The organism is Kaustia mangrovi (assembly GCF_015482775.1).
Taxonomy (GTDB): Bacteria; Pseudomonadota; Alphaproteobacteria; order Rhizobiales; family Im1; genus Kaustia; species Kaustia mangrovi.
Genome location: NZ_CP058214.1, coordinates 934789 through 959576 on the forward strand (window position 1 = coordinate 934789; position 24788 = coordinate 959576).

The window sequence follows — 24788 nt, forward strand, 5'->3', positions numbered from 1 at the left end:
CCGCACCGGGTTGATTCTCTAATTAGGCGGGGCGCGCATATGGTCGCGCCCCGCTTTGTCTTCATCTCTACCGATCACGGACGCCCCATGACCACGCCCGACCTCACCGCCCTCGACCCAGTCGACGATGCCGTCGCCGCCATCCGCGAGGGCGAGATGGTCGTGGTGGTCGACGATGCGGACCGGGAGAACGAGGGCGACCTCATCATGGCCGCCGCGCGCGCGACGCCGGAGCAGACCGCCTTCATGATCCGCCATACGAGCGGCATCATCTGCGCGCCGCTCACCGCCGCGGAGGCGCGCCGGCTCAAGCTCGACCCGATGGTCGCGGCCAACGACGCCCCGCTCGGCACCGCCTTCACCGTGTCGGTCGACTACAGGCACGGGCTGACCACCGGCATCTCCGCGGAGGAGCGCTGCAACACCGTGCGCGCGCTCGCCAACGGCAATGCCGGCGCGGACGATTTCGTGCGCCCCGGCCATGTCTTCCCGCTGATCGCCAAGCGCGGCGGCGTGCTCATGCGCTCCGGCCACACCGAAGCCGCCGTGGATCTCGCCAAGCTGGCCGACCTGCCGCCCGTCGGCGTCATCGGCGAGCTGGTCAATGACGACGGCACCGTCAAGCGCGGGCCGGACGTGGTGGCCTTCGCCCGCGAGCACGGGCTGAAGATCATTTCCGTGGCCGACCTCATCGCCTACCGCCAGGCGCGCGAGCGCCTCGTGGAGCGCACCGCGGAATTCGCGGTCGACACGCCCGTCGGCCCCGCCCGCGCCATCGCCTACGCCACCCCCTTCGATACCGTGCAGCACATCGCCGTGGTCTTCGGACCCGTCGGCGACGGGCGTGCCGTCGTCACCCGGCTCCACCGCGAGGACGTCGTCGACGACGTGTTCGGCGGCCGCGAGACGCTCAATGCCGTCTACGACCGGTTCAAGGCGGAAGGCCGCGGCGTGCTCGTCTATCTGCGCGAGGGCGCGGCCGGCGTGCCCGCGGCCAGCTTCTCCGGCGGCACCGCAGACGCCGACGTCGACGAGGAGACCGCGAGCAAGCGGGCGCGCGACCAGGCCTGGAAGGATATCGGGCTCGGCGCACAGATCCTGCGCGATCTCGGCGTCTCCTCGATCCGGCTTCTGGCCACCTCGACGCGCCGCTATGTCGGCCTGACCGGCTTCGGTATCGAGATCGCGGAGACCGTCCTCATCGACCGCGAGGACAATGGCTGAGCCGCCCCGGCGGCGCCGCCCGCGCCCCGTACGCGATACGGGCATGTATTGACAATTCTCTACCTATGGTAGAAAAGCGCTGCCATATCGGCGAATGCGGCGAAATTGCCGCGGCTTTCGCCGGCTTTTTATATAGAGAATACATCTTGTTCGATAATAATAGCGGGACACGATCCGGAGCCCGGCCATGGCATTCACCTTGATCGTGAACGGCGAAAGCCACACCGTTCGCGCCGCCGGCGACACACCGTTGCTGTGGGTGCTGCGCGACGAGCTGGCCCTGACCGGCACGAAATACGGCTGCGACAGCGGCCTGTGCGGCATCTGCATGGTGCATGTCGATGGCGAGACCCGCCCCTCCTGCGCCATGACGCTGGCGGAGGCCGCCGGCCGCTCCGTCACCACCATAGAGGGGCTCCACGGCCCGCTCGCGGAGACGCTGCGCGCGGCCTGGCGCGAGCTCGAGGTCTCGCAATGCGGCTATTGCCAGACCGGCCAGATCATGGCCGCCGCCGCGCTTCTCGCAGCCAGCCCCGCCCCGGACGACGCCCAGATCGACCGGGTGATGGACGCGGTCGTGTGCCGCTGCGCCGCCTATCGCCGCATCCGCGCGGCCATCTACAGGACAAGCCGGCCCGGGGGTGAACCGTGACCGCCGAGCGCACCCTCGCAGCATCCCCCGCCGGAATTCCGCCCCGCCTCACCCGCCGCGGCTTCCTCGCCAGCGCCGGTGCCGCCGGTGCGGGTCTCGTCATCGGCATGGCGGTCCCGGCCAGCGGGGTCCGCGGCCAGGAGCCCGCTGCAAGCGACCGCTTCGATCCCTTCGTCAGGATCGGGACCGACGACACGGTGACCGTGATCGTCAAGCATCTCGAAATGGGACAGGGCGTGGCGACCGGTCTTGCCATGCTCGTCGCCGAGGAGCTCGACGCCTCGTGGGCGCAGATGCGCACCGAGTTCGCCCCCGTCGACGTCTCGCTCTACGCCAATCCGATGCTGCACGGCATGCAGGCGACCGCGGAGTCCACCTCCATGGCCAATGCCTTCATGCAGTATCGCGAGGCCGGCGCGCTCGCGCGCGCGGCACTGATAGCCGCGGCGGCTGAGGCATGGTCCGTGCCGGCCGCGGAAATCTCGGCGAAGGACGGTCTCCTGTCCCATCCCGGCCAGACCTCGGCGAGCTTCGGCGCGTTCGCCGACCGGGCCGGGTCTGTGGCGGTTCCCGACTCCGTGACCGTCAAGCCGGATACGGAGTTCTCCCTCATCGGCGCCAGACACGCCCGGCTCGATACACCCGCCAAGATCAACGGCAATGCGCTGTTCGCCTCCGACATCATGGAGGACGACATGCTGGTCGCCGTCGTCGCCCGCCCGCCCCGCTTCGGCGCGGCCGTCGCCGCGTTCGACGACGGGCAGGCCCGCAAGGTGGAGGGCGTGGAGGATGTCGTGCAGATCCCGGGCGGGATCGCCGTTCTGGCGCGCTCCACATGGCCCGCACTCAAGGCCCGCTCGAAACTCTCCATCACCTGGGACGAGAGCGGCGCGGAAACGCGCAGCACGCGCGATCTGTGGGCGGACTATCACGACCGCGCAGCGACCCCCGGCAAGCCGGTGCGCACCGAGGGCAGCGTGTCGACCGCCCTCAAGGGCGCTCCGACGGCGCTGGAGGCCAATTTCCGGTTTCCCTATCTGGCCCATGCCCCCATGGAGCCCCTGTCCTCCGTCATCCGGTTCACGGGCGACCGTGCCGAGGTCTGGGCTGCCTCGCAGACGCCCTCGCTCGACCGCACGAATGTCGCGACCGTCCTCCAGCTCGCCCCCGAACAGGTTTCCATAGAGACATTGGATGCCGGCGGCTCCTTCGGCAGGCGTGGCTGCTTCGACTCCCACTATCTGACGGAGGCCGCCCATATCGCCAGGGCCCACGGGCAGGGCCGGCGCATCAAGACCGTCTGGACGCGCGGCGACGACATTGCCGGCGGATATTACCGTCCGATGGCGCTGCACCATGTCCGGGCGGCGCTCGACAAGAATGGCATGCCGACCGCCTGGTATCACCGCATCGTCAGCCAGTCGATCTTCACCGGGACCGGTCTGGAGGCTGCAGTCTCCAGGGACGGCATCGACCGGTCGCCGGCCGGCGGCGTGGAGCACATTCCCTATGCCATTCCCAACCTCCAGGTCGAGCTGCACACGGTGGACACCGGCGTGCCCGTCATGCGCTGGCGCTCCATGGCGCACTCCCATGCCGCCTATGTCGTGGAGACCTTCATCGACGAGCTGGCCGCGACCGCCGGCAAGGACCCCGTTGAGTATCGCCTCGGCCTGCTCGCAACGGCCCCGCGCCTCAAGGCGGTCCTGAGCCTGGCCGCGGAGAAGGCCGGCTGGGGTACGCCGCTTGCCGACGGGCGCTACCGGGGCGTTGCCGCGCACAGCTCGTTCGGCACCTCCGTCGCCCAGATCGCCGAGATCGCGCTTGACCGGACCGGCCGGCTCAAGGTCGAGCGCGTCGTCTGCGCGCTCGATTGCGGGCTCGCCATCAATCCGGACCAGGTTCGCGCCCAGATGGAAAGCGCCGTGGGATTCGGGCTCGGCGCCGCCCTGCGCAACGCCATCACGCTCGACGAGGGCCGGGTGGCGGAAACCGATTTCGACAGCTACCAGCCGCTGCGCATGAGCGACATGCCGGAGGTCGAGGTCCATATCGTCGCCTCCGCCGAACCGCCGACGGGCGCCGGCATATGCGGCGTGCCGCCGATCGCGCCGGCCGTCGCCAACGCGATCTCCTCGGCCACCGGCCGCCGCATCCGCATGCTGCCCTTCCTGCCGACGAAGCGATAGGTCCCGCCTCACCCGACGCTTGACGCGCGCGCCCTCCTGGGGCTTTGTGCGCCCGGGGAACACCGGGGCGCACAAAGCCCGTCAAGAACCAGGAGGAACCGATGTTCGGCCACAGCCTGCTGCGCACGCCCGTCATCGCCGCAGCCGCCACGATCGTGGCGGCACTCAGCGCGCTCGCGCCCGCAACGGCGGAAACGCGGGTCACCTACAAGTCGGCCAAGTCCACCTCGTCCTACTACCAGATGGCCGTCCAGCTCGCCGAGGCCATGAAGGCCGGCACCGATGGCGGTATCATCCTGACCGTGGAGGAGAGCCAGGGCTCGGTCCAGAACGTGAAGGAGGCCGCGCGGCGCGGCGGCAACTACGTCTTCACCACGCCGCCCGGCCTCATCAAGCTCGCCACGGCCGGCAAGAAGATGTTCGAGGGCGACGACAAGGCGGCCTATGAGGGCCTGCGCTCGCTCTTTCCCATCCCCTATCTCACCATGCATTTCGTGGTGCGCGCCGATACCGGCATCACCGGGTTCGACGGGCTCGCCGGCCACAAGTTCCTGATCGGCAAGGGCAGCTTCGGCGCCCGCGAGGCGGAGAAATACCTGAAGCTGTTCGGCATCGCCGAGGCGGTGGATCTTGTCGACGTGGAGCTGAACGCTGCGGTGCCCGCCCTGCAGAACCACCAGATCGACGGCTTCGCCACCGCCGGCTCCTATCCCGCGCCGAACGTTCTGGAGGCGGCCGCCAGCGTGCCGGTGACCCTTATCGGCCTGACCGACGAACAGGTGAAGGAGACCGGACGCGACCGCCTCGTGATCCCCGCCGGCACCTATCCCGGCGTCGACGAGCCCGTGACCACGACGACCCTTCCCGTCGGCGCCTACACCACCGCCGCCATGGACGAGGAGACCGCCTACACGCTCACCAAGACCTTCTGGGAGAGCAAGGCGAAGATGGAGAAGGCCCATCCCTGGTGGGCGGGCGTGACGGCGAAGGGGCTCGAAACGCTCGCCGCCCCGATCCATCCCGGCGCGGCGCGCTACTACAAGGAAGCCGGCATCGCCGTGCCGGACGGCCCGAAGTAATCGGGCCGAACCGCCCCCTCCCCTTGACGGGGAGGGCCGGGCGGGGGCGAATGCCGCTCGCGCCGGCGCCGGCCGCATCCCCCCTTCCCGTCAGCACAGCCCCTCCCCGCCCATGCCCCTTCGCAGAACACAGGCCCGCGCCTCACGCCAGCGACCGCGATCGTCGCCGCCGTCGCGGCCGCGTCCGTCGCCTATCACCTCTGGCTCGTCTTTACCGGGCTCATGCCCAACCTGATCAGCCGGCCCGTCCACCTCGCCTTCGCGCTGCCCTTCGTGTTCCTGTTCGCCGGCGAACAGCGGGCCATGCCGCGCCTCAGCGGCTATGCCTTCTTCGCCATCGGCCTCGTCGGCTGCCTGTGGATCGCGCTCAACCGGGACATGCTTGTCGACCAGTATGGCGCGCTGGAGGGCTGGTGGCAGCGCGCGGTGGCCATCGGGCTGATCGTGACCGTGCTGGAGATGGCCCGGCGCGCCATCAAGCTCGCCCTGCCCGCGGTCGCCGTCGCCGCCCTCGCCTACGGGCTCCTCGGCCAGTATCTGCCGGGCGAGCTCGGCCATCCCGGCATGCCCGTGGACAGCTTCCTCGGCACGCTCACCATCGCAGAGGGCGGCCTGTGGGGGCCGCTCGCCGGGGTGTCGGTGAATGTCGTGGCCGTCTTCGTCATCCTCGGCGCTGTCATGAGCGCCGGCGAGGGGGGCGAGGCTTTCATGACGCTCGCCCAACGCCTTGCCGGGCGGCTCAAGGCGGGCGCGGCCAAGGTCTCCATCCTCGCCTCCGCCTTCTTCGGCTCGATCTCGGGCTCGGCCTCCGCCAATGTCGCCTCCACGGGCGCGGTCACGCTGCCCGCAATGCGCCGGCTCGGCTATCCGGCGAGCTTTGCCGCCGCCGTCGAGGCGACGGCGTCGACGGGCGGCCAGATCATGCCGCCGCTCATGGGCGCCGGCGCCTTCGTGATGGCGGAGCTCTTGGGCCGGCCCTATGCGGATATCGTCACCGCCGCCATTCTGCCCGCCCTGCTGTTCTTCTTCGCGGTGTGGATCGCGGTGGACCGCTTCGCCGCGCGCTACGGGCTCAAGGCCATGTCGCGCGACGACATTCCGGCGGTTCGGCGCGTCCTGCGCCTTGCGCCCTTCTTCCTCGTGCCCTTCGGGCTCCTGCTGTTCGTGCTGTTCGCCATGGGGCGCACCGCGCAGTTCGCCGCGGCCATCGCCATCTTCGCCTCCGGCGCGCTGCTGGTGACGGACGCCCGCTACAGGCCGTCGCTGAGGCGCTGGGCGTCCCGGCTGCACGAGGCCGTCGTCACCGCGGCCGGGCAGATCGCCGTGATCGCCTCCATCATCCTGTGCGCCAGCCTGGTGATCGGCGTGCTCAACCTCACCGGCCTCGGCATCAAGATCACGTCGCTGATCATCTCCCTGTCGGGCGGCGAGCTGTGGGCAGCGCTGCTGCTGACCGCGCTCGCCTGCCTCGTTCTGGGCATGGAGGTGCCGACGACGGCGGCCTATGTGATCTGCGTGTCGGTCGCCGGCCCGGCGCTCCAGGAGCTCGGCCTGCCGCCGCTCCTCGCCCATCTCTTCGTGTTCTGGTATGCGCTGCTGTCGACCATCACGCCGCCGGTCTGCGGCACGGTCTTCATCGCCGCCGGCATGACGGGCGCGCCGTGGATGAGCGTGGCCGGCCACGCCATGCGGCTCGGCCTCGGTCTCTATCTCGTGCCGCTCGCGCTGGTCGTCGAGCCGGCGCTGATCGCGCCGGCCGCCATGCCGGCTGCCGCATTCGCCGCCGCCGCCAAGACCGCGCTGGCCCTGTGGCTCGTCTCGCGCGGCGTCATCGCGGCCGACCGTCCCTGGATCGAGCGGGCCGCCGCCACGGCGGCGGGCCTCGCCATCCTCTTCGTGCCGCTCAGCCCCTATCTTGCCGGTTAGGTGTCAGCTCCAGCCGACGCAATAGGGCTCGGGCGCCATGTCGCTCGGCGTTCCCGCACGGTCCGGCGGCGGGAAGGACGACTTGAAGGTGAAGGCGGTCGCCGTCGGCCCGTGGGCATTGAGATGCTCCAGCCGGGCAAGCCCCTCCTCCACCGTCGGGCGATGGCCGGCCGGCACCCACCAGAGCACCTGATAGACCTTCACGGGCCGCTCGAACCATTCGCGCCGGCGCACCATCACCGCGCGATGGTCCGACCGGTAGACGAAATCGAACAGCGCGGCGGTGCTTTCCCACACCGACATGTTCACGATGAAGCGCGGATCGTCGCCCACCTGGATATCGGTGGCGTTGCCCTCCTCCGTCTGGAGGCGCCAGACGAAGCCGGCGCTCGCCTCCGCCAGGGCATTGACCTCGTCGAGCCGCGAGACGAACCCCGCCATGCCGGGATCGTCCAGCGGATAGAGTGCGGTCGCCACATTCATCTGCGCGATATGCCAGTCCTTTGCGGGTTCCATATCCCCTCTCCGTGCCATTCCGTTCCTATCTGAAAGTGCGCTTCAGGCTGCCCAGAACCCCGCGCACGAGCGCCTGCCCGATCTGCCGGCCGACGGTGGAGGCGAGGTTCTTCACCAGCCTCTCCGTCGCCGTCTCGCGCTGCCGGCCGGAGGACCGGCTTGGGGAGCTCGGCGCCGCACTGGCCTCCGCCGCCTTCGCCTCGGCGGCCTTGGCGGCGGCCTCCGCCTTCTCCTGCGCCCGTTGCCCCAAAATCTCGTAGGCGGACTCCTTGTCGATCGGCTCGTCATAGAGGCCGAAGACCGGACTGTTCGCGACGACCGTCCGGCGCTCGTCGGGCGTCACCGGGCCGATCCGCGAGGATGGCGGGCGGATGAGCGTGCGCTGGACCATGGTCGGCACGCCCTTGTTCTCCAGCACCGAGACGAGCGCCTCGCCGACGCCCAGCTCGGTGATCGCCGTCTCCGTGTCGAGATCCGGGTTCTGGCGGAAGGTCTGCGCCGCCGCCCGCACCGCCTTCTGGTCGCGCGGCGTGAAGGCGCGCAGCGCGTGCTGCACCCGGTTGCCGAGCTGGGAGAGCACGGCGTCGGGCACGTCGAGCGGGTTCTGGGTGACGAAATAGACGCCGACGCCCTTGGAGCGGATGAGCCGGACGACCTGTTCCACCTTGTCGACCAGGGCCTTGGGCGCGTCGTCGAACAGGAGATGGGCCTCGTCGAAGAAGAAGACCAGCTTCGGCTTGTCCGGATCGCCGACCTCCGGCAGCTCCTCGAAGAGCTCCGACAGGAGCCACAGCAGGAAGGTCGCGTAGAGCGCCGGCGACTGCATGAGCTCGTCGGCGGCCAGCACGCTGATATAGCCGCGCCCGTCCTGCGTCGTGCGCATCAGATCCTTGATGTCTAGCGCCGGCTCGCCGAAGAAAGCCTCCCCGCCCTGCTGCTCGATCACCAGGAGGCGGCGCTGGATGGCGCCGATGCTGGCGGAGCTGACATTGCCGTATTCCGTCGTCAGCTCCTTGGCGCGGTCGGCGACATGGGCGAGCAGCGCGCGCAGGTCCTTCATGTCGAGCAGGGCGAGCCCCTCCTCGTCGGCGATGCGGAAGGCGATGTTGAGCGCGCCTTCCTGCGCGTCGGTCAGGTTCATCAGCCGCGACAGGAGCAGCGGCCCCATCTCCGAGACCGTGGCGCGGATCGGGTGACCCTGCTTGCCGAACAGGTCCCAGAAGATGACGGGAAAGGCGTCGAAGCCGTAATCGTCGAGCCCCACCTGTTCTGCGCGCTTGACGAGGAAATCCTTCGGCTCGCCCGTCATCGCGATGCCGGAAAGGTCGCCCTTCACATCGGCCGCGAAGACAGGAACGCCCGCGGCGGAGAAGCCTTCCGCGAGGATCTGCAGCGTGACCGTCTTGCCCGTTCCCGTCGCGCCCGTGACCAGCCCGTGCCGGTTGGCGAGCTTGAGGTAGAGCTCCTCCGGCTTCACGCTCTTGCCAATGAAAACTGTATCCTCGCCTGTCATCGCGATATGTCTCCAGAAAGGCCTCGTCGGGGGATGCCGGGGCGCTCGGCCGGGAGGGCAATGTCCGGCCACGCAATCTGCTATAAAACCCCGGCCCGCGCAAATCGCCAAGCCCCGCGCGGACGCCGGTCCGGCGGGGCTCTCGAGCAGGACAGACTTGAAGGACAGACTGAAGGAGCAATGAATGCAGGACCTCATCGACCGGGTCGCCACGAAACTCGGCATTGACGGCGCCACCGCGCAGAAGGCGGTCGGCATCGTCCTCTCGCTTGTGCGCCAGAACGGCGACCGCGCGAAGGTGGACGAGCTCTTCGCCATGCTGCCCGGGGCCGACGACCTCGCCCGGTCCCATGGCGACAAGCCGGCCGGCGGCCTGTTCGGCGCTCTGGCCGGCGCCATCGGGTCCGGGCCCATGATGGCGCTCGCCAAGCTCCAGCAGGCCGGCCTCGACACCGAGCAGAGCAAGACCCTCGGCAAGGAGGTGCTCGCCTATGCCAGGGAGCGCGGCGACGAGCGGCTGGTGAAGGACATCGCCGGCTCGATTCCCGGCCTGTCGGACTATGTGTGAAGGCCCGGACGGGCGGAAGGGCTTGAGTTTCCGCTCAAGCTCCGGTTTAGTTGTCCGGCTTTGGCGCTTTTCCGGCGTTGAGGGGAAGGGGAAAGCGTTAAGGGGGGAACCGCACGATGAGTTACTCAATCGCCCGGATCGAGGGGATCGGGCCGAGCTATGCCCGGTTGCTCAAGGGTCTGGGCATCCACACGACCAACGGCCTTCTGGAGCGCTGTGCGGACCGGAAAGGCCGGCGCGCGCTGTCGGAAGAGACGGGCCTGTCGGAAACCGTCATCCAGAAATGGACCAACATGGCCGATCTCATGCGCATCCACGGGATCGGCGAGGAGTATTCGGAGCTCCTGGAGGCAGCCGGCGTCGATACGGTGAAGGAGCTCAGGCACCGCAACGCGCTCAATCTGGCCCTGGCCATGGCAGAGGCCAATATCGAGCGCCGGCTGGTGCGCCAGCCCCCGGGGAAAAGCGGGTCGCAAGCTGGATCGAGCAGGCCAAGACGCTTCCCCCCGTCATGACGCATTGACGCGCGCCGCAACCCTTCTGCACGAACCGCCATTCGGGTATAAGCGGAAAAGACAGCCGGAGCATCCGCCCGGACCGCTCCCCTGCGCCACAGATGCGAGAACGAGGTAGACGCGTTGGAACTGGCCGGCGATTTCCCCCATGCCACCTATGAGGACTGGCTGAAGCGCGTCGAGGAGACGCTCAAAGGCGCCGATTTCGACAAGACGCTGACATCGCGGACCTATGACGGTCTCGCCATCGCCCCGCTCTACAGCCGCGAGACGAGCCCCGTCGCGCCGGAATGGCCGGGCCTTGCCCCCTATACGCGCGGGGTCCACCCCGCACCGCAGGAGCCGCTGCCCTGGGCGGTCGCCCAGGCGCAGGCCCATCCCGATCCGGCCGAGGCCAACCGGGCCATCCGCGACGAACTCGCCAACGGCGTCACCGCCCTGGTGCTCAGGGTGGCCGAAACGGCCGGCGCCCCCGGCCTGCAGGTTTCCACCCGCGCCGACCTCGCCCGCGCCCTCGACGGCGTGGATCTCGCGCGCATACCGGTTCACCTCGACGCGGGAGCAAGGGCCGGCGAGGCCGCGGCCCTCCTTGCCGCCTTGTGGGAGGAGCGCGCCGTCGCACCGGCCGACCGGGCCGGCAGCCTGGGCCTGGACCCGCTCGGAACACTGGCGGCGACGGGCACACTTCCCGGCGGGCTCGACCGCCATCTCGGCCTTCTCCGCGAGGCCCTCGGCGCCATGATCGACGAAGGCGCTCCCGTCTCGGTCGCCACCGTGGACACGCGCCCCTATCACGGCGCGGGCGCGTCGGAGGCGCAGGAACTCGCCGCCGCCCTTGCGACGGGCGTCGCCTATTTGCGCGCCGCCGATGCCGCGGGCCTCGACCTCGACGCGGTGGCCCGGCGGGTCCGCCTGGTGACGGTGGTGGATGCCGACATCTTCCTGACCTGCGCCAAGCTGCGCGCCATGCGCCGCCTGTGGGCGCGCATCCTGGAGGCCTCGGGCATCGCCGCGGCGCCGGCGACCGTCGCGGCGGAGACCGCGAGCCGCATGCTCACGCGCTACGATCCCTGGGTGAACATGCTGCGCACCACAGCGGCGGCCTTCGCCGCCGGGATCGGCGGAGCGGATGCGATCACGGTCGCCCCCTATACGGGCGCCATCGGCCTGCCCGACGGCTTCGCCCGACGCATCGCGCGCAACATCCAGCTCATCCTGCGCGAGGAATCCGGCCTCGGCCGCGTGGTCGACCCGGCCGGCGGCTCCTGGTATGTGGAACATCTCACCGACGCGCTCGCGGAAAAGGCCTGGGCGCTGTTCCAGGACATCGAGGCCGAGGGCGGCATGGCCAGGGCGCTCCTGTCGGGACGCATCCAGGAGCAGATCGCGGAAACCCGCGCCATGCGCCAGGGCGATCTCGCCCGCCGCAAGGCGGCCATCACCGGCGTGTCGACCTTCCCGAAGCTCGACGGAGAGCCCGCCCCGGTCCGCGAGGCGGCATCCCCGCAGGCTCCCGAGAGTGGCGACGTGGCCGAGGCATCGTCCTTCGCGGATCTGTGCGCCGGCGCCCGGGCCGGCAAGGCCGTCGCGCTTGCCACTGGCGGCGAGGCCGCCCGATGCGAGCCCCTGCCCGCCTGGCGCCTCGCGGAGGATTTCGAGGCCCTGCGCGACGCCGCCGAGGCCCGGCGGGCGGAAACCGGCGTCCAGCCATCCGTCTTTCTCGCCAATCTCGGCCGGCTCGCCGATTTCAACGTGCGGGCTACATGGTCGCGCAACCTGTTCGGGGCCGGCGGCCTCTCCGCCCCCGCCAATGACGGCTTCGCCGACGCGCAATCGGCAGCCGAGGCCTTTCGCGCCAGCGGCGCGGAGATCGCCGCGATCTGCTCGACCGATGCGATCTATGCCGATATGGCCGCCGAGACGGCCCGGGCCCTCAAGGCCGCCGGTGCGAAGCGCGTCTATCTGGCGGGCCGTCCCGGCGACGCGGCGGCCGCGCTTGAGGAGGCCGGCGTGGACGGGTTCGTCCATGAAGGCTGCGATGTGCTTGCCGTCCTGCGCGACGCCCACGAGGCGCTCGCGCTGACCGGCGCTTGACGCCATGGCCCGTCGGCTGTGCTAGACTTGGGGTCGCCATGACACGGATACCGGATTTCACGACAGTCGCCCTGGCCGCCGGCAGCGCCGGCGGGACGGCCGCGCCCCCGCATGAGGCCAAGGACTGGCAGACCCCGGAGGAGATCGCCGTCAGGCCGGCCTATGGCGCGGACGATGTGGAGGGGCTCGACTTCCTCGACACATGGCCCGGCATCGCGCCGTTCCTGCGCGGCCCCTACCCGACCATGTATCTGACCAGGCCCTGGACCATCCGCCAGTATGCCGGCTTCTCCACGGCGGAGGATTCCAACGCCTTCTACCGGCGCAACCTCGCGGCCGGCCAGAAGGGCCTGTCCATCGCCTTCGACCTCGCCACCCATCGCGGCTACGATTCCGACCATCCCCGCGTCGGCGGCGATGTCGGCATGGCGGGCGTGGCGATCGACTCCATTCTCGACATGCGCACGCTGTTCGACGGCATCCCGCTCGACAGGATGAGCGTGTCGATGACCATGAACGGCGCGGTGCTGCCCGTCATGGCGCTCTATATCGTGGCGGCGGAGGAACAGGGCGTTCCGCCGGAGAAGCTCGCCGGGACCATCCAGAACGACATCCTCAAGGAGTTCATGGTCCGCAACACCTATATCTATCCGCCCGAGCCCTCCATGCGGATCATCTCCGACATCTTCGCCTACACGTCGGAGAACATGCCGAAGTTCAACTCCATCTCGATTTCCGGCTACCACATGCAGGAGGCCGGCGCGACGGCGGATCTGGAGCTTGCCTACACGCTCGCCGACGGCCTCGACTATGTGCGCGCAGGGCGCGATGCGGGCCTCGATGTCGACCGCTTCGCCCCGCGCCTCTCCTTCTTCTGGGCCATCGGCATGAACTTCTTCATGGAGGTCGCCAAGATGCGGGCCGCGCGCCTGATCTGGGCGAAGCTCATGAAGCGCTTCGAGCCGGCCAACGAGCGCTCGCTCTCGCTGCGCACCCATTGCCAGACGTCGGGCTGGTCGCTCACCGCCCAGGACGTCTTCAACAATGTGACGCGCACCTGCATCGAGGCGCTTGCGGCGACCCACGGCCACACCCAGTCGCTCCACACCAACGCGCTCGACGAGGCGCTGGCCCTTCCCACCGATTTCTCCGCGCGGATCGCGCGCAACACCCAGCTCTTCATCCAGCAGGAGACCGGCACCTGCCGCGTCATCGACCCGTGGGGCGGCAGCTATTATGTGGAGCGGCTGACCAACGATCTCGCCGAGCGCGCCTGGGCCCATATCGAGGAGGTCGAAGAGCTCGGCGGCATGGCCAGGGCCATCGAGGCGGGCGTGCCGAAGATGCGTATCGAGGAGGCCGCGGCACGCACGCAGGCGCGCATCGATTCCGGCCGGCAGACCGTTGTCGGCGTGAACCGCTATCGCGTCGCCGAGGATGCCGAGATCGAGATCCTCAAGGTCGACAATTCCGCGGTGCGCACCCGCCAGATCGAGAAGCTCCAGCGCCTGCGCGCCGAGCGCGACGAGGATGAGACGCGTGCGAGGCTCGCCGCCCTGACGGCGGTCGCGGAGACCGGCGAAGGCAATCTCCTTGCCGCCGCCGTCGACGCGGCACGCGCCAAGGCGACGGTTGGCGAGATATCGGACGCGATGGAAAAGGTCTTCGGACGCCACGTCGCCGAGATCCGCGCCGTCCAGGGCGTCTACCGCAAGGAGGCACAGACCATGTCCGACGCCGTCGACAAGGCCCGCGCCCGGGTCGACGCCTTTGCGGAGGCCGACGGGCGCCGCCCGCGCATCCTGGTCGCCAAGGTGGGCCAGGACGGCCATGACCGCGGCCAGAAGGTGATCGCGTCGGCCTTCGCCGATCTGGGCTTCGACGTCGATATCGGCCCGCTCTTCGCGACGCCGGAGGAGGTCGCGCGCCAGGCGGTGGAGAACGACGTCCACATTGTCGGCATCTCCTCGCTCGCCGGCGGCCATCTCACGCTCGTGCCGGAGCTTCGCGCCGCGCTGGAGCGCGAGGGGCGCGACGACATCATGATCGTCGTGGGCGGCGTCGTCCCGCCGCAGGATTTCGAGACGCTGAAACAGGCGGGCGCCGCGGCCATCTTCCCTCCGGGCACGGTGATCGCCGATGCCGCCGTCGGCCTGATCGAGTCGCTGTCCTCGCGGCTCGGCTATCATCAGGCTGCGGAATAGACGCCGCCGGCAGACGGTCACAAGACGGCCATACGGGGCGGGTCTGCTGGGACAAGGATTCGGCTAGGCGCCTCAGGGGAACGATAAGGGCGCCGGGGACCGAAATTGTCAGGCCTAGTCGGGGAAGAGGCCCTATTGCTCATGGCTTATCGCTGTTTTCTCACCTTGTTTCTCATGTTCGCGGTGCCTGCGGCGGCTCATGCCCAGGATGCCACCCTCGGCAAGCCGGAGGTTCTGACCGACACCTCCAAGGCCGCCGAGATCACCATCGTCCTGCCGCGTGCCGCCCGGCTTGCGCCGGACTGGTATGCCAAACTCAAGGCCGACGCCGAGGCCGAGATGGCGTCCTTCCGCAAGCAGACCGAGACGGAGGCGGAGGAGTTCCGGAAGTCCAATCCGAACGACGAGCTGCCGCCCTTCTCGCTTCTGCGGCGCTATGAGGAGCAATTCGTCTCCGACCGCGTCATCAGCCTCCTGTCGATGAGCTATGTCTTCACCGGCGGCGCCCACGGCAATTACGCCTATGAGAGCCTGAACTACGACCGGACGGCGGGAAAGACCATCGAGGCCGACGCGCTGTTTGAGGATCTCGGCACCGATTCGCCCGCCATGGTCGCGCTGCGCGACTTCGTCTTCGCCGACCTCAAGCGCCAGAAGAAGGAACGCCTCGGGGACGCCTATGACGAGGCGGAGCAGGACTCCTGGCTGAAGGACGTCGACCTGCCCTTCGACACGCTGGCCTTCGTGCCCTCCGGCGAGACGGGCAAGGCCGGCGGGCTGTCGCTGCTGTTCGCGCCCTACACCGTCGGCCCCTATGCGGAGGGCGATTATCGCGTGGTCGTGCCGCAGGAGATCTTCCGAGACTATCTCTCCGCCGACTGGCGCGAGACCTTCGCAGGCACGCCGGATGCCCTGACGGAGGTCTTCGACTATCAGCGCCAGGACGGGGCGTTCCTGCTCATGAAGAGCCCCCTGCCCAACGCCACGGTCTCCTCTCCGCTCATGCTGGAGGGCGAGGCGCCGAACTATTTCTTCTTCGAGGGCGAGGCCTCGCTCAAGCTGCAGAGCCCGGACGGCACAGAGACGCTGGCGACGGGTTTCGTGACCGCCCGGCGCGGCGAGGAACCGACCGGCCAGGCGGTGGGGATGATGCCCTTTTCCGGCCGGATCGACCTGCCGGAGGGCACGGCCGGCGAGCTGCGCGTCGTGATCGGCCAGAACGATCCCTCCGACGGCGAAGGCGGCCCGCCCGCCGAGGTCGGCTTCTCCGTGACCGTCGAATAATCGGCCATTGCGGCCGCGCCGGGATGGCACCTATAGAGAGCTCCATGGCCAGGGTTCGACACGCAGGCCGGGACGACCGGCCCACCGATATCGATGCGCTCGCACGCGGCGTGCGCGCCGGCGAGCGCGCCGCTATCGGGCGTGCCATCACGCTCATCGAGAGCCGGCGCGCCGATCACGAGGCGCAGGCGCAGGAACTGCTCGTCGCGCTCCTGCCCCATTCCGGCAAGGCCTATCGCGTCGGCATCACCGGCATGCCGGGGGTGGGCAAGAGTACGACCATCGACACGCTCGGGCGCACGCTCACGGGCCAGGGCCACAAGGTCGCCGTCCTCGCCGTCGACCCGACGAGCACGCGCACGGGCGGCTCGATCCTCGGCGACAAGACGCGCATGGCGGGGCTGGCCAACGATCCGAACGCCTTCGTGCGCCCCTCCCCGTCGGCCGGCACGCTCGGCGGCGTCGCCCGGCGCACGCGCGAGACCATGATCGTGTGCGAGGCGGCGGGCTTCGACGTCGTCATCGTGGAGACGGTGGGCATCGGCCAGTCGGAGACGGCGGTCGCCGACATGGTGGACATCTTCCTCGTGCTGCTGCTGCCCGGCGGCGGCGACGACCTTCAGGGGCTCAAGAAGGGCGTGCTCGAGATCGCCGACCTCATCGCCATCAACAAGGCGGATGGCGACAACGAGGCACTCGCCAACCGCACCGCCACCGACTATCGCGCCGCGCTGCAGATCCTCGAGCCGGCCAATGCCGACTGGCACCCGCCCGTGCTCACCGTATCGGGCCTGCGCAATATGGGTCTCGACCGGCTGTGGGCGGAGGTCGAGCGCCACCGCGCGCTGTTCACCGAGACGGGCGCGCTGCTCGACCGGCGCCGCGCCCAGCAGGTCAAATGGATGTGGGCCATGCTGGAGGAGCGGCTGATCGCGGCCATCAGGTCCGACCCGCAGCTCGGCGAGCGCCTGCCCGAACTCGAGGCCGCGGTCCGCGAGGGCCGCATCACCCCCACCCTCGCCGTGAAGGAGATCACGGAGCGGCTGGGATTGTAGGCGAGGCCGGCAGAAAGGCGAGATCCGACCGATGGACCCTTTGCGCAGATCGTTGCTTGGCGCCGGTGCGGGATCCGGCCTTGGCCTTCTTGCGGGGCTGCCGTCGGCCCTGGCGGCAGGCGGCGCCCAAGGCCCCGCGCTCGATGCGCGCAGCCTCGGCCTGAGGCCCGACGTGCCGGGCGACCAGACCGCCGCGCTCCAGGCGGCCGTCGACCGGGCGGCGGCGGATGGCGCGCCGCTCTTCCTCCCGCCCGGACGCTACGAGGTCGGCAATCTCCGTATATCCCGACCGGCCGCCGTGATCGGCGTTCCGGGCCTCACCCGGCTCGTCTTCACCGGCGGTCCCGCCCTCCTCTCCGTCGCGCAGACCGGCTCCGTCACGCTCGCCGGCCTGACCTTCGACGGCGCGGGCCGGGCCTTCGACGATACTAACGACGGCGCCCTTCTCGTCGCCCGCGGCGTCGACGGGCTGACGGTGGAGGCCTGCACCGTCGCGGCGAGCACGGGCAGCGGGATGGACCTTGGCGACTGTTCGGGCCGTATCGCCGGCAACACGATCTCCTCGGTGGCGCGCACCGGCCTCTTCGCGCTCGATTCGCGGGGGCTGGAGGTTGCCGGCAACACACTCGGCGATATCGGCAATAACGGCATCCAGATCTGGCGTTCAGCCGCCGGCGAGGACGGCACGCTGGTGACCGGCAACCGGATCGAAGCGGTGCGCGCGGATGCCGGCGGCTCCGGCCAGAACGGCAACGGCATCAATGTCTTCCGCGCCAATGGCGTCACGGTCGCCGGCAACCATGTCGCCGACTGCGCCTTCTCCGCCGTGCGCGGCAACATGGCCTCGAATCTCAGGATCGCGGACAATCAGTGCCGCCAGCTCGGCGAGGTCGCGCTCTATGCGGAATTCGCCTTCGAGGGCGCCGTGATCTCCGGCAATGTCGTGGAGGACGCCGCCATCGGCATCTCGATCACCAATTTCAACGAGGGCGGGCGGCTCGCCGTCTGCTCCGGCAATCTCGTGCGCCGGCTGAAGGTCCTGCCGGATGCGCCGGACGAGCGCGGCATCGGCATCGCGGCGGAGGCCGACACGGCGATCTCCGGCAATGTGGTGGAGGATGCGCCGCGGACCGGCATCATGCTCGGCTGGGGCCGTTACATGCGCGATGTGAACGCGACGGGAAACATCGTGCGCAATGCCCGCTGGGGAATCGCCGCCTCGGTCAGCGAGGGTGCGGGCCACGCGCTCGTCACCGGCAACACCGTGTCGGGCGCGGGCGAATACGCCATTGTCGGGCACGATCACGGCCGCGCCGCGACCGGCGAGCTTGCCGACGGCAGCACGCCGGCGCCCGCCAATCTCCTCGTCGCGAGCAATCAGGCCTGATCGGAAGGCGCCCCGGCCGCCGCCTTCAGCAGCGCGGCGGCCTCCTCAGACAGGCGGATGTCGCCCACATGGATCTCGTTCCAGTTGCGCAACTCCACCGCGGCGAAGCTCTCCAGAACGCGGCGCTCGCCATCGCTCCACACGGGCAGGCTGGCGAGCGCGGCGGCCGTCGTCACCTCCGCAGCCCGCGACGCGCCATCGTCGCACTTGACCGCCAGCCCAAGCCCCGCATGGGGAACCGCGCCGCAGAACACGCCCTCCGCCCCGGTCTTCACGAAGGCGCGCGGCACGGCCTCCATGAGGCGCGTGCAGAACCGCCGCGTGCCGGCGACCATGAACGGATTGCCGCGCACCGCCTCCACGATCCGCCGCGCCGCCTCGGCACGGGCCGGAGAGAGCCCCTCCCCCGATGCCAGGCGCGCAAAGCCGCGGGCGAGCGCGCCGAGCGGCAGCGCCCAGGTCGGCACCGAGCAGCCATCCGTCCCGCAGGGCGCGCTCAGCGTCGCCGCCCCGCACATATCGGCGATGACGTCCGCGATCCCGCGCTGAACGGCGTGGTCGCGCCGCACATAGCCGCGATGCGCGACCCCGGCATGGCGCGCGACGGCGAGCATGCCCGCATGCTTGCCCGAACAGTTGTTGTGAAGCGCGCCCGGCTCCAGGCCCTCATGGGCGAGATCGCGCGCGGCCTTCGGCCATGTCGGCCAGTGGGCGCCGCATTCCAGCGCGCTCTCGTCGAGGCCGAGCTTGGCGAGCATGCCGCGCGCCGTCTCCACATGCGCCGGCTCCCCGCCATGGGACGCGCAGGCCAGCGCGATCTCGGCGGGGGTGAAGCCGAAGGCGTCCGCCGCACCGTTCTCCACCAGCGGCAGCGCCTGGAACGCCTTGATGGCCGAGCGCGGAAAGACCGGGACCTCGATATCGCCGAGGCCCGCCACCAGGCGCCCGTGCGAATCGACGATGGCCAGCGCGCCGCGATGGCGGCTTTCCACGATGCCTCCGCGCGTGACCTCGACCGTGACCGGATTGACCATCGATAGTGCTGTCCCCGATGCCGATTGCGTCCGGATCTGGCTGGGGCGGCAGGATTCGAACCTGCGATCACGGGACCAAAACCCGATGCCTTACCGCTTGGCTACGCCCCAATGCCGGGATGGCGCGAGACGCGTGTCTCGCCCCGCGAGTGGCCGGCACAATAGTCGCCCCCGCGCCGGCTGACAATCCATCTGTTCGACGCTCGCAAAGACATGTCATTCACGTCTTGCGGACCGCGATGCGCAACGCTATAACGCCTGCGAACTGACGGCGGAGTGTAGCGCAGTCTGGTAGCGCACCTCGTTCGGGACGAGGGGGTCGCAGGTTCGAATCCTGCCACTCCGACCAATACTTGGCCACCGTCGGTTCGTTCCCGCCTCACTGAAACGCCGCTCCTGACATCGCAGGAAGACGCGTCACGGCGGTTGCATCCCCCCTTCGCATCGCCCGACCGGATCGAGCGCTCCCGTCCGCGAGAACCGGGTAAGCCGACATGCCGGCGGTGTCGCGCGGCCCCGGCTCACGGCTCGTCGGGGGATGGCGACCATGCGATCAGCAGGTCCTTGGCGTCGATCTGGTCGCCGATCTTGACCAGGACCTCGCCAACCGTGCCGTCGCGCTCGGCATGGAGCGCGGTTTCCATCTTCATCGCCTCGATGGACAACAGCACGTCGCCGGCCTTGACGGTCTGGCCCGGGGAGACGGCGAGCGCGGAGACCACGCCGGGCATGGGCGCGCCCACATGCGCCTCGTTGCCGGGCTCCGCCTTGCGCCGCGCAGCAGCCGCCGAGGCGCCATGCGCCCGGTCCGGCACCTTGACCCGTCGCGGCTGGCCGTTCAGCTCGAAGAACACGGTGACCATGCCCTTCTCGTCGGCGTCTCCGATGGCCAGGCAGCGGATCACCAGCGTCTTGCCGCGCTCGATGTCGACGAAGATCTCGTCCTCCGGCTGCATGCCGTAGAAATAGGCCGGCGTCGGGAGAACGCCGACGGGACCGTATGTCTCGCCGGCGGCGGCGAATTCGGAGAAGACCTTCGGATACATCAGCCAGGAGGCGAATTCGAAGTCGCTGGCCTCGCGGCCGAGCTGGTCGTCGAGCGCCTTGCGGTCGGCCTCCAGATCGGCGGGCTCGAGCAGCGCGCCCGGCCGTTCCGTGCTCGCCGCCTCGCCCTTGAGCGCCTTGTCCTGAAGCGCCTTCGGCCACCCGCCGGGCGGCTGGCCCAGATCGCCGTGCAGCATGGCGACGACGGAGTCGGGAAAGGCGATATCCTTGTCCGGGTCCGCCACATCGTCGACGGTCAGGTCCTGGCTGACCATCGTCAGCGCCATGTCGCCCACGACCTTGGAGGACGGCGTCACCTTCACGATGTCGCCGAACATCTGGTTGGCGTCGTGATAGGCGCGCGCCACCTCGTGCCAACGCGCCTCCAGGCCGAGCGAGCGCGCCTGTTCCTTGAGGTTGGTGAACTGGCCGCCCGGCATCTCGTGGAGATAGACCTCCGAGGCCGGCCCCTTGAGGTCGCTCTCGAAGGCGGCGTACTGGTTGCGTACCGCCTCCCAGTAGAAGGAGATGCGCCGCACCCACTCGCTGTCGAGCCCGGTGTCGCGCCCGTCGCCCCTCAGCGCCTCGACGATGGAGCCCAGGCAGGGCTGGGAGGTGTTGCCGGACAGCGCGTCCATCGCCGCGTCCACCGCATCGACGCCAGCCTCGCAGGCGGCAAGGACGGTCGCAGCCGAGATGCCCGATGTGTCGTGGGTGTGGAAATGCAGCGGCAGGTCGGTCGCCTCGCGCAGCGCCTTGAACAGCACCCTGGCCGCCGCCGGCTTGAGGAGCCCGCCCATATCCTTGATGGCGATGATGTGCGCGCCCGCCGCCTCCAGCTCCCTGGCGAGGCCCACATAATAGTCGAGGTCGTACTTGGCGCGGTCGGGGTCGAGAATGTCGCCGGTATAGCAGATCGCCGCCTCGCAGAGCCTGCCCTCCTCGCGCACGGCGTCCATGGCCACGCGCATGTTCTCCACCCAGTTGAGGCAGTCGAACACCCGGAAGAGATCGATCCCGCCCGCGGCCGCCTGCTTCACGAAATGGCGGACCACATTGTCGGGATAGTTGGTGTAGCCCACACCGTTGGCGCCGCGCAGGAGCATCTGCAGAAGCAGGTTCGGCGCGGCCTCGCGGATCAGCGCCAGCCGCTCCCAGGGATCCTCCGTCAGGAAGCGCATGGCGACATCGAAGGTCGCCCCGCCCCAGCATTCCAGCGAAAGCAGCTGCGGCAGGGCGCGCGCATAGACCCCGGCGATGCGCGCAATGTCGTAGGTGCGCATGCGCGTCGCCAGCAGCGACTGGTGGGCGTCGCGCATGGTCGTGTCGGTGACCAGGACGCGGGTCTCGCCGCGCATCCACGCCGCAAAGCCCTCCGGGCCCAGCGCGTCGAGCTTCTGCTTCGTACCATCGGGAATGGCGGCGTCCACATAGGGCACGGCGGGGGCGGCGGCTTCCGCCTTCGGCATGGGCCGCCCGCGCGCCTCCGGGTGGCCGTTCACGGTGACGTCGGCCAGGTAGTTGAGCAGCTTGGTGGCCCGGTCCTTCCGCCTGACCCGGGTGAACAGCTCCGGCGTCTCGTCGATGAAGCGGGTCGTGTAGGAGGCGTCGCGGAATTTCGGATGGCCGATGATCGCTTCCAGGAAGGTCAGGTTCGTCGCCACGCCGCGAATGCGGAACTCGCGCAGCGCGCGGTCCATGCGCGCGGTCGCCTCCTGCGGCGTCGGCGCCCAGGCGGTGATCTTCTCCAGAAGCGGGTCGTAGAAGCGGGTGATCACCGCGCCCGAATAGGCCGTGCCGCCGTCGAGTCGGATGCCGAAGCCGGTCGCGCCGCGATAGGCGGTGATGCGGCCATAGTCGGGAACGAAGTTCTGCTCCGGGTCCTCCGTGGTGATCCGGCATTGCAGGGCGTGGCCGTTGAGCGCAATGCGCTCCTGCGCCGGCACGCCGCTTTTCGGATCGCCGATGGTCTCGCCCTCGAGGATCCTGATCTGCGCCTTGACGATGTCGACGCCGGTGACCTCCTCGGTGACGGTGTGCTCCACCTGGATGCGCGGATTGACCTCGATGAAGTAGAAGGCGCCGGTGTCGGCATCCATGAGGAACTCGACCGTTCCCGCGCCGATATAGTCGGTGGCCTCCGCGATCCTGAGCGCGTAGGCGCACAGCTCCGCGCGCCTGGCGTCGTCGAGATAGGGGGCCGGCGCGCGCTCGACCACCTTCTGGTTGCGCCGCTGGATGGAGCAGTCGCGCTCGAACAGATGCACGGCATTGCCATGGGTGTCGCCCAGCACCTGCACCTCCACATGGCGGGCGTTCTCGACCAGCTTCTCCAGATAGACCTCGTCCTTGCCGAAGGCGGCCTTGGCCTCGCGCTTGGCCGCCGTCACCTCGGCGGCGAGATCCCCCGCCCCCCGGATGACGCGCATGCCTCGCCCGCCGCCGCCCCAAGAGGCCTTCAGCATGACGGGAAAGCCGATTTCGGCGGCCATGGCGGCGACCTTGTCCATATCGTCGGGCAGCGGCTCGGTCGCCGGCACCACCGGCACGCCCACCTCCACGGCGAGGTTGCGCGCGGCCACCTTGTTGCCCAGCCGGCGCATGGTCTCCGGCTTCGGACCGATGAAGACGATGCCGTTCGCCGCGCAGGCCTCGGCGAATTCCGGGCTTTCCGACAGGAGCCCGTAGCCCGGATGGATGGCGTCGGCGCCGGAGAGCCTGGCGACCCGGATCACCTCATCGATGGAGAGATAGCTCTCGATCGGCCCCAGATCGCGCCCGAGCTGGGGGCCCCGGCCGACCTGATAGGATTCGTCGGCCTTGAAGCGATGCAGCGAATATTTGTCCTCCTCCGCCCAGAGCGCCACCGTCCTGATGCCGAGTTCGTTGGCGGCACGGAAGATGCGGATTGCGATCTCGGACCGGTTTGCGACGAGGATCTTCGAAATGGTCAACGCCGTTCACTCCTCAGGAATGCCCCGCCCGGGCGGGGACTGTCTCAAGCTGCACGCCCGGCCAAGCTAAGGCGTGACGCTTTGCGATTTCAACAAATGAACCGCGCCCGAAGACGATTTTGGCGCGGGCGGACGGTCGGCTTGCCAAGATATCGGGGCGGTGCCAGTCTTGGCATCCTCCGCCGGCGCGCTGAGCGGGCGGAGGACATAAGGGAGGACGTTCGGAAGGAGGCTGCAGATGACCAGGACGCTTTCCAGACGCGGGTTCCTCAAGACATCGGCCGCCGGCCTCGGTGCGCTCACCGTCGCCGCGCCGGCCATCCACACCCGCGCGGCCACGGCCACCGTCAGGTGCGGCGTCGTCACCTCGCTGTCCGGCGAGAACCGGTTCGGCGGCAACCTGACACGGCGCGGCTACGATTTCTGGGCGGAAAAGATCAACGAGAAGGGCGGCATCGAGATCGGCGGCGAACGCTTCAAGGTGGAGATGTTCTACGGCGACGCCCAGTCCCAGCCCGCCTCCGGCGCGAGCGCGGCGGAGCGCCTCATCGTGCAGGACGAGGTCAATGTCCTGTTCGGCCCCTACACATCGGGCGTGACGCTCGCCGTCCAGCCGATCTGCGCGAAATACCGCGTGCCGATGATCTCCGGCTCCGCGGAGTCGCCCAATGTGTGGCTCGCGCAGCCGGCGTTCAATTTCGGCATGATCCCGTCGGTCGATCTCTCCTCGGGCAAGGCCGTCGGCGTGATCGCCGACGCGGCCGGAACGAGGCCCGCATCGGCCGCCGTTGTGGGCGTCAACGAGCCCTTCTCCAAGGAAACCGCCGAAGGCTTCCGCGCGGGCGTGAAGGAGGCCGGCCTCCAGCTGACCAGCTACGAGCTCGTCCCGGCCCAGGCGGACCTGACCCCCATCGTCACGAACCTGAAGGCGCAGAACCCGGATCTCGTGGCGGTCGGCGGGCACGAGGAGGTGCTCATCAACGTCGTCAAGACGGCGAGGTCCCTCGATTTCCGGCCGAAGGCCATCCTCATGCATTACGGCGTCACCAATCCGGCCTTCGCCAGGGAGCTCGGCGCGGATGCCGACGGCGTGCTCGGCATCTCCATGTGGACGCCCAAGCTGCCCTACGAGGACGCGCTGTTCGGCACGGCGGCCGAATATGACGACGCCTCCCATGCCCGCTGGGGCAGCCGGCCCGACTATACCGAGGCCGCCTGCTCGGCGAGCGGGCTGGTGCTCCAGGACGCCGCCGCCCGGCTCGGCGCGCCGCCGCCCTGGGACGAGAGCGCGCGCACCGAGCTCACCAAGGCGATCGAGGAGACCGATATCGACACCTTCTACGGGCCTGTGGCGTTCGACAAGGAAGGCGACCACTTCCATTGCAACACCAGGCCGGTGCCGGTCGTCATCCAGATCGCCGAGGGCGCCGTGGTGCCCGTGGCGCCGGGCGATGCGGCGGAGGGCGAGTTCGTCTATCCGCTGCCTAAGTGGTCGTGACAGCGTGATCGCATGCCGCCGGCCGGCCGTCCCGCGCGGTCGGCGGCATCTC

17 protein-coding genes and 2 tRNA genes are annotated in these 24788 nt (G+C 69.4%); 14 read left to right on the forward strand and 5 right to left on the reverse strand.

All coding sequences use genetic code 11. From position 1 onward, the window contains the following. Window positions 1-87: 87 nt before the first annotated feature. From ribB to HW532_RS04465, 5 genes are all read left to right on the forward strand, one after another. A complete protein-coding gene (gene ribB / locus HW532_RS04445) occupies window positions 88-1224 on the forward strand; it encodes a 3,4-dihydroxy-2-butanone-4-phosphate synthase (protein WP_213163250.1) in 1137 nt (378 codons plus the stop codon). 187 nt (window positions 1225-1411) lie between these two features. Next, window positions 1412-1876 carry a (2Fe-2S)-binding protein gene (locus tag HW532_RS04450; RefSeq protein WP_213163251.1) on the forward strand — a complete coding sequence of 155 codons (465 nt, stop codon included), beginning with the start codon at window positions 1412-1414 and terminating at the stop codon, window positions 1874-1876. Continuing rightward, the gene (locus HW532_RS04455; protein WP_246479551.1) at window positions 1873-4065 is read left to right on the forward strand and encodes a xanthine dehydrogenase family protein molybdopterin-binding subunit; all 2193 of its coding nucleotides are present in this window, start codon (window positions 1873-1875) and stop codon (window positions 4063-4065) included. Before HW532_RS04450 ends, HW532_RS04455 begins: the two co-directional genes overlap by 4 nt. A 101-nt stretch (window positions 4066-4166) precedes the next feature. Then, window positions 4167-5144: a TAXI family TRAP transporter solute-binding subunit gene (locus HW532_RS04460; protein ID WP_213163252.1), complete on the forward strand. Its 978-nt coding sequence runs from the start codon at window positions 4167-4169 to the stop codon at window positions 5142-5144. Window positions 5145-5303: 159 nt separating this feature from the next. Beyond that, window positions 5304-7070 carry a TRAP transporter permease gene (locus HW532_RS04465; RefSeq protein WP_213164420.1) on the forward strand — a complete coding sequence of 589 codons (1767 nt, stop codon included), beginning with the start codon at window positions 5304-5306 and terminating at the stop codon, window positions 7068-7070. 3 nt (window positions 7071-7073) lie between these two features. Here HW532_RS04465 and HW532_RS04470 read toward each other — a convergent pair whose 3' ends face one another. Both HW532_RS04470 and HW532_RS04475 read right to left on the reverse strand, forming a co-directional pair. Then, entirely contained in the window at window positions 7074-7586 is a 513-nt protein-coding gene (locus tag HW532_RS04470; protein ID WP_213163253.1) for a DUF3291 domain-containing protein, read from the reverse strand. A gap of 25 nt (window positions 7587-7611) precedes the next feature. Continuing rightward, window positions 7612-9099: a helicase HerA-like C-terminal domain-containing protein gene (locus tag HW532_RS04475; protein WP_213163254.1), complete on the reverse strand. Its 1488-nt coding sequence runs from the start codon at window positions 9097-9099 to the stop codon at window positions 7612-7614. 184 nt (window positions 9100-9283) lie between these two features. Between HW532_RS04475 and HW532_RS04480 the strand changes: the two genes are divergently transcribed. From HW532_RS04480 to HW532_RS04510, 7 genes are all read left to right on the forward strand, one after another. After that, window positions 9284-9667 carry a DUF2267 domain-containing protein gene (locus HW532_RS04480; protein ID WP_213163255.1) on the forward strand — a complete coding sequence of 128 codons (384 nt, stop codon included), beginning with the start codon at window positions 9284-9286 and terminating at the stop codon, window positions 9665-9667. A gap of 116 nt (window positions 9668-9783) precedes the next feature. Further along, window positions 9784-10182 carry a DUF4332 domain-containing protein gene (locus tag HW532_RS04485; RefSeq protein WP_343068650.1) on the forward strand — a complete coding sequence of 133 codons (399 nt, stop codon included), beginning with the start codon at window positions 9784-9786 and terminating at the stop codon, window positions 10180-10182. A gap of 123 nt (window positions 10183-10305) precedes the next feature. After that, entirely contained in the window at window positions 10306-12276 is a 1971-nt protein-coding gene (locus HW532_RS04490; protein WP_213163256.1) for a methylmalonyl-CoA mutase family protein, read from the forward strand. A gap of 38 nt (window positions 12277-12314) precedes the next feature. Then, entirely contained in the window at window positions 12315-14480 is a 2166-nt protein-coding gene (gene scpA, locus HW532_RS04495) for a methylmalonyl-CoA mutase (protein ID WP_213163257.1), read from the forward strand. A gap of 141 nt (window positions 14481-14621) precedes the next feature. Further along, window positions 14622-15764: a PdaC/SigV domain-containing protein gene (locus HW532_RS04500; protein ID WP_213163258.1), complete on the forward strand. Its 1143-nt coding sequence runs from the start codon at window positions 14622-14624 to the stop codon at window positions 15762-15764. 44 nt (window positions 15765-15808) lie between these two features. Next, entirely contained in the window at window positions 15809-16819 is a 1011-nt protein-coding gene (meaB, locus tag HW532_RS04505) for a methylmalonyl Co-A mutase-associated GTPase MeaB (RefSeq protein WP_213163259.1), read from the forward strand. Window positions 16820-16850: 31 nt separating this feature from the next. Further along, entirely contained in the window at window positions 16851-18206 is a 1356-nt protein-coding gene (locus tag HW532_RS04510; protein ID WP_213163260.1) for a TIGR03808 family TAT-translocated repetitive protein, read from the forward strand. On the opposite strand, the gene HW532_RS04515 is transcribed toward HW532_RS04510, so the two are convergent. Continuing rightward, window positions 18197-19240: an asparaginase gene (locus HW532_RS04515; RefSeq protein ID WP_213163261.1), complete on the reverse strand. Its 1044-nt coding sequence runs from the start codon at window positions 19238-19240 to the stop codon at window positions 18197-18199. The genes HW532_RS04510 and HW532_RS04515 overlap by 10 nt on opposite strands. 37 nt (window positions 19241-19277) lie before the next feature. Continuing rightward, window positions 19278-19351: transfer RNA gene (locus tag HW532_RS04520), tRNA-Gln, on the reverse strand. Window positions 19352-19512: 161 nt separating this feature from the next. Between HW532_RS04520 and HW532_RS04525 the strand changes: the two genes are divergently transcribed. Then, a tRNA-Pro gene (locus HW532_RS04525) sits at window positions 19513-19589 on the forward strand. Window positions 19590-19761: 172 nt separating this feature from the next. Here HW532_RS04525 and pyc read toward each other — a convergent pair. Next, window positions 19762-23238, reverse strand: coding sequence for a pyruvate carboxylase (gene pyc / locus HW532_RS04530; RefSeq protein WP_213163262.1), 3477 nt, complete (start codon window positions 23236-23238; stop codon window positions 19762-19764). A gap of 238 nt (window positions 23239-23476) precedes the next feature. Between pyc and HW532_RS04535 the strand changes: the two genes are divergently transcribed. Next, window positions 23477-24736: an amino acid ABC transporter substrate-binding protein gene (locus tag HW532_RS04535; RefSeq protein WP_213163263.1), complete on the forward strand. Its 1260-nt coding sequence runs from the start codon at window positions 23477-23479 to the stop codon at window positions 24734-24736. Window positions 24737-24788 lie beyond the last annotated feature (52 nt).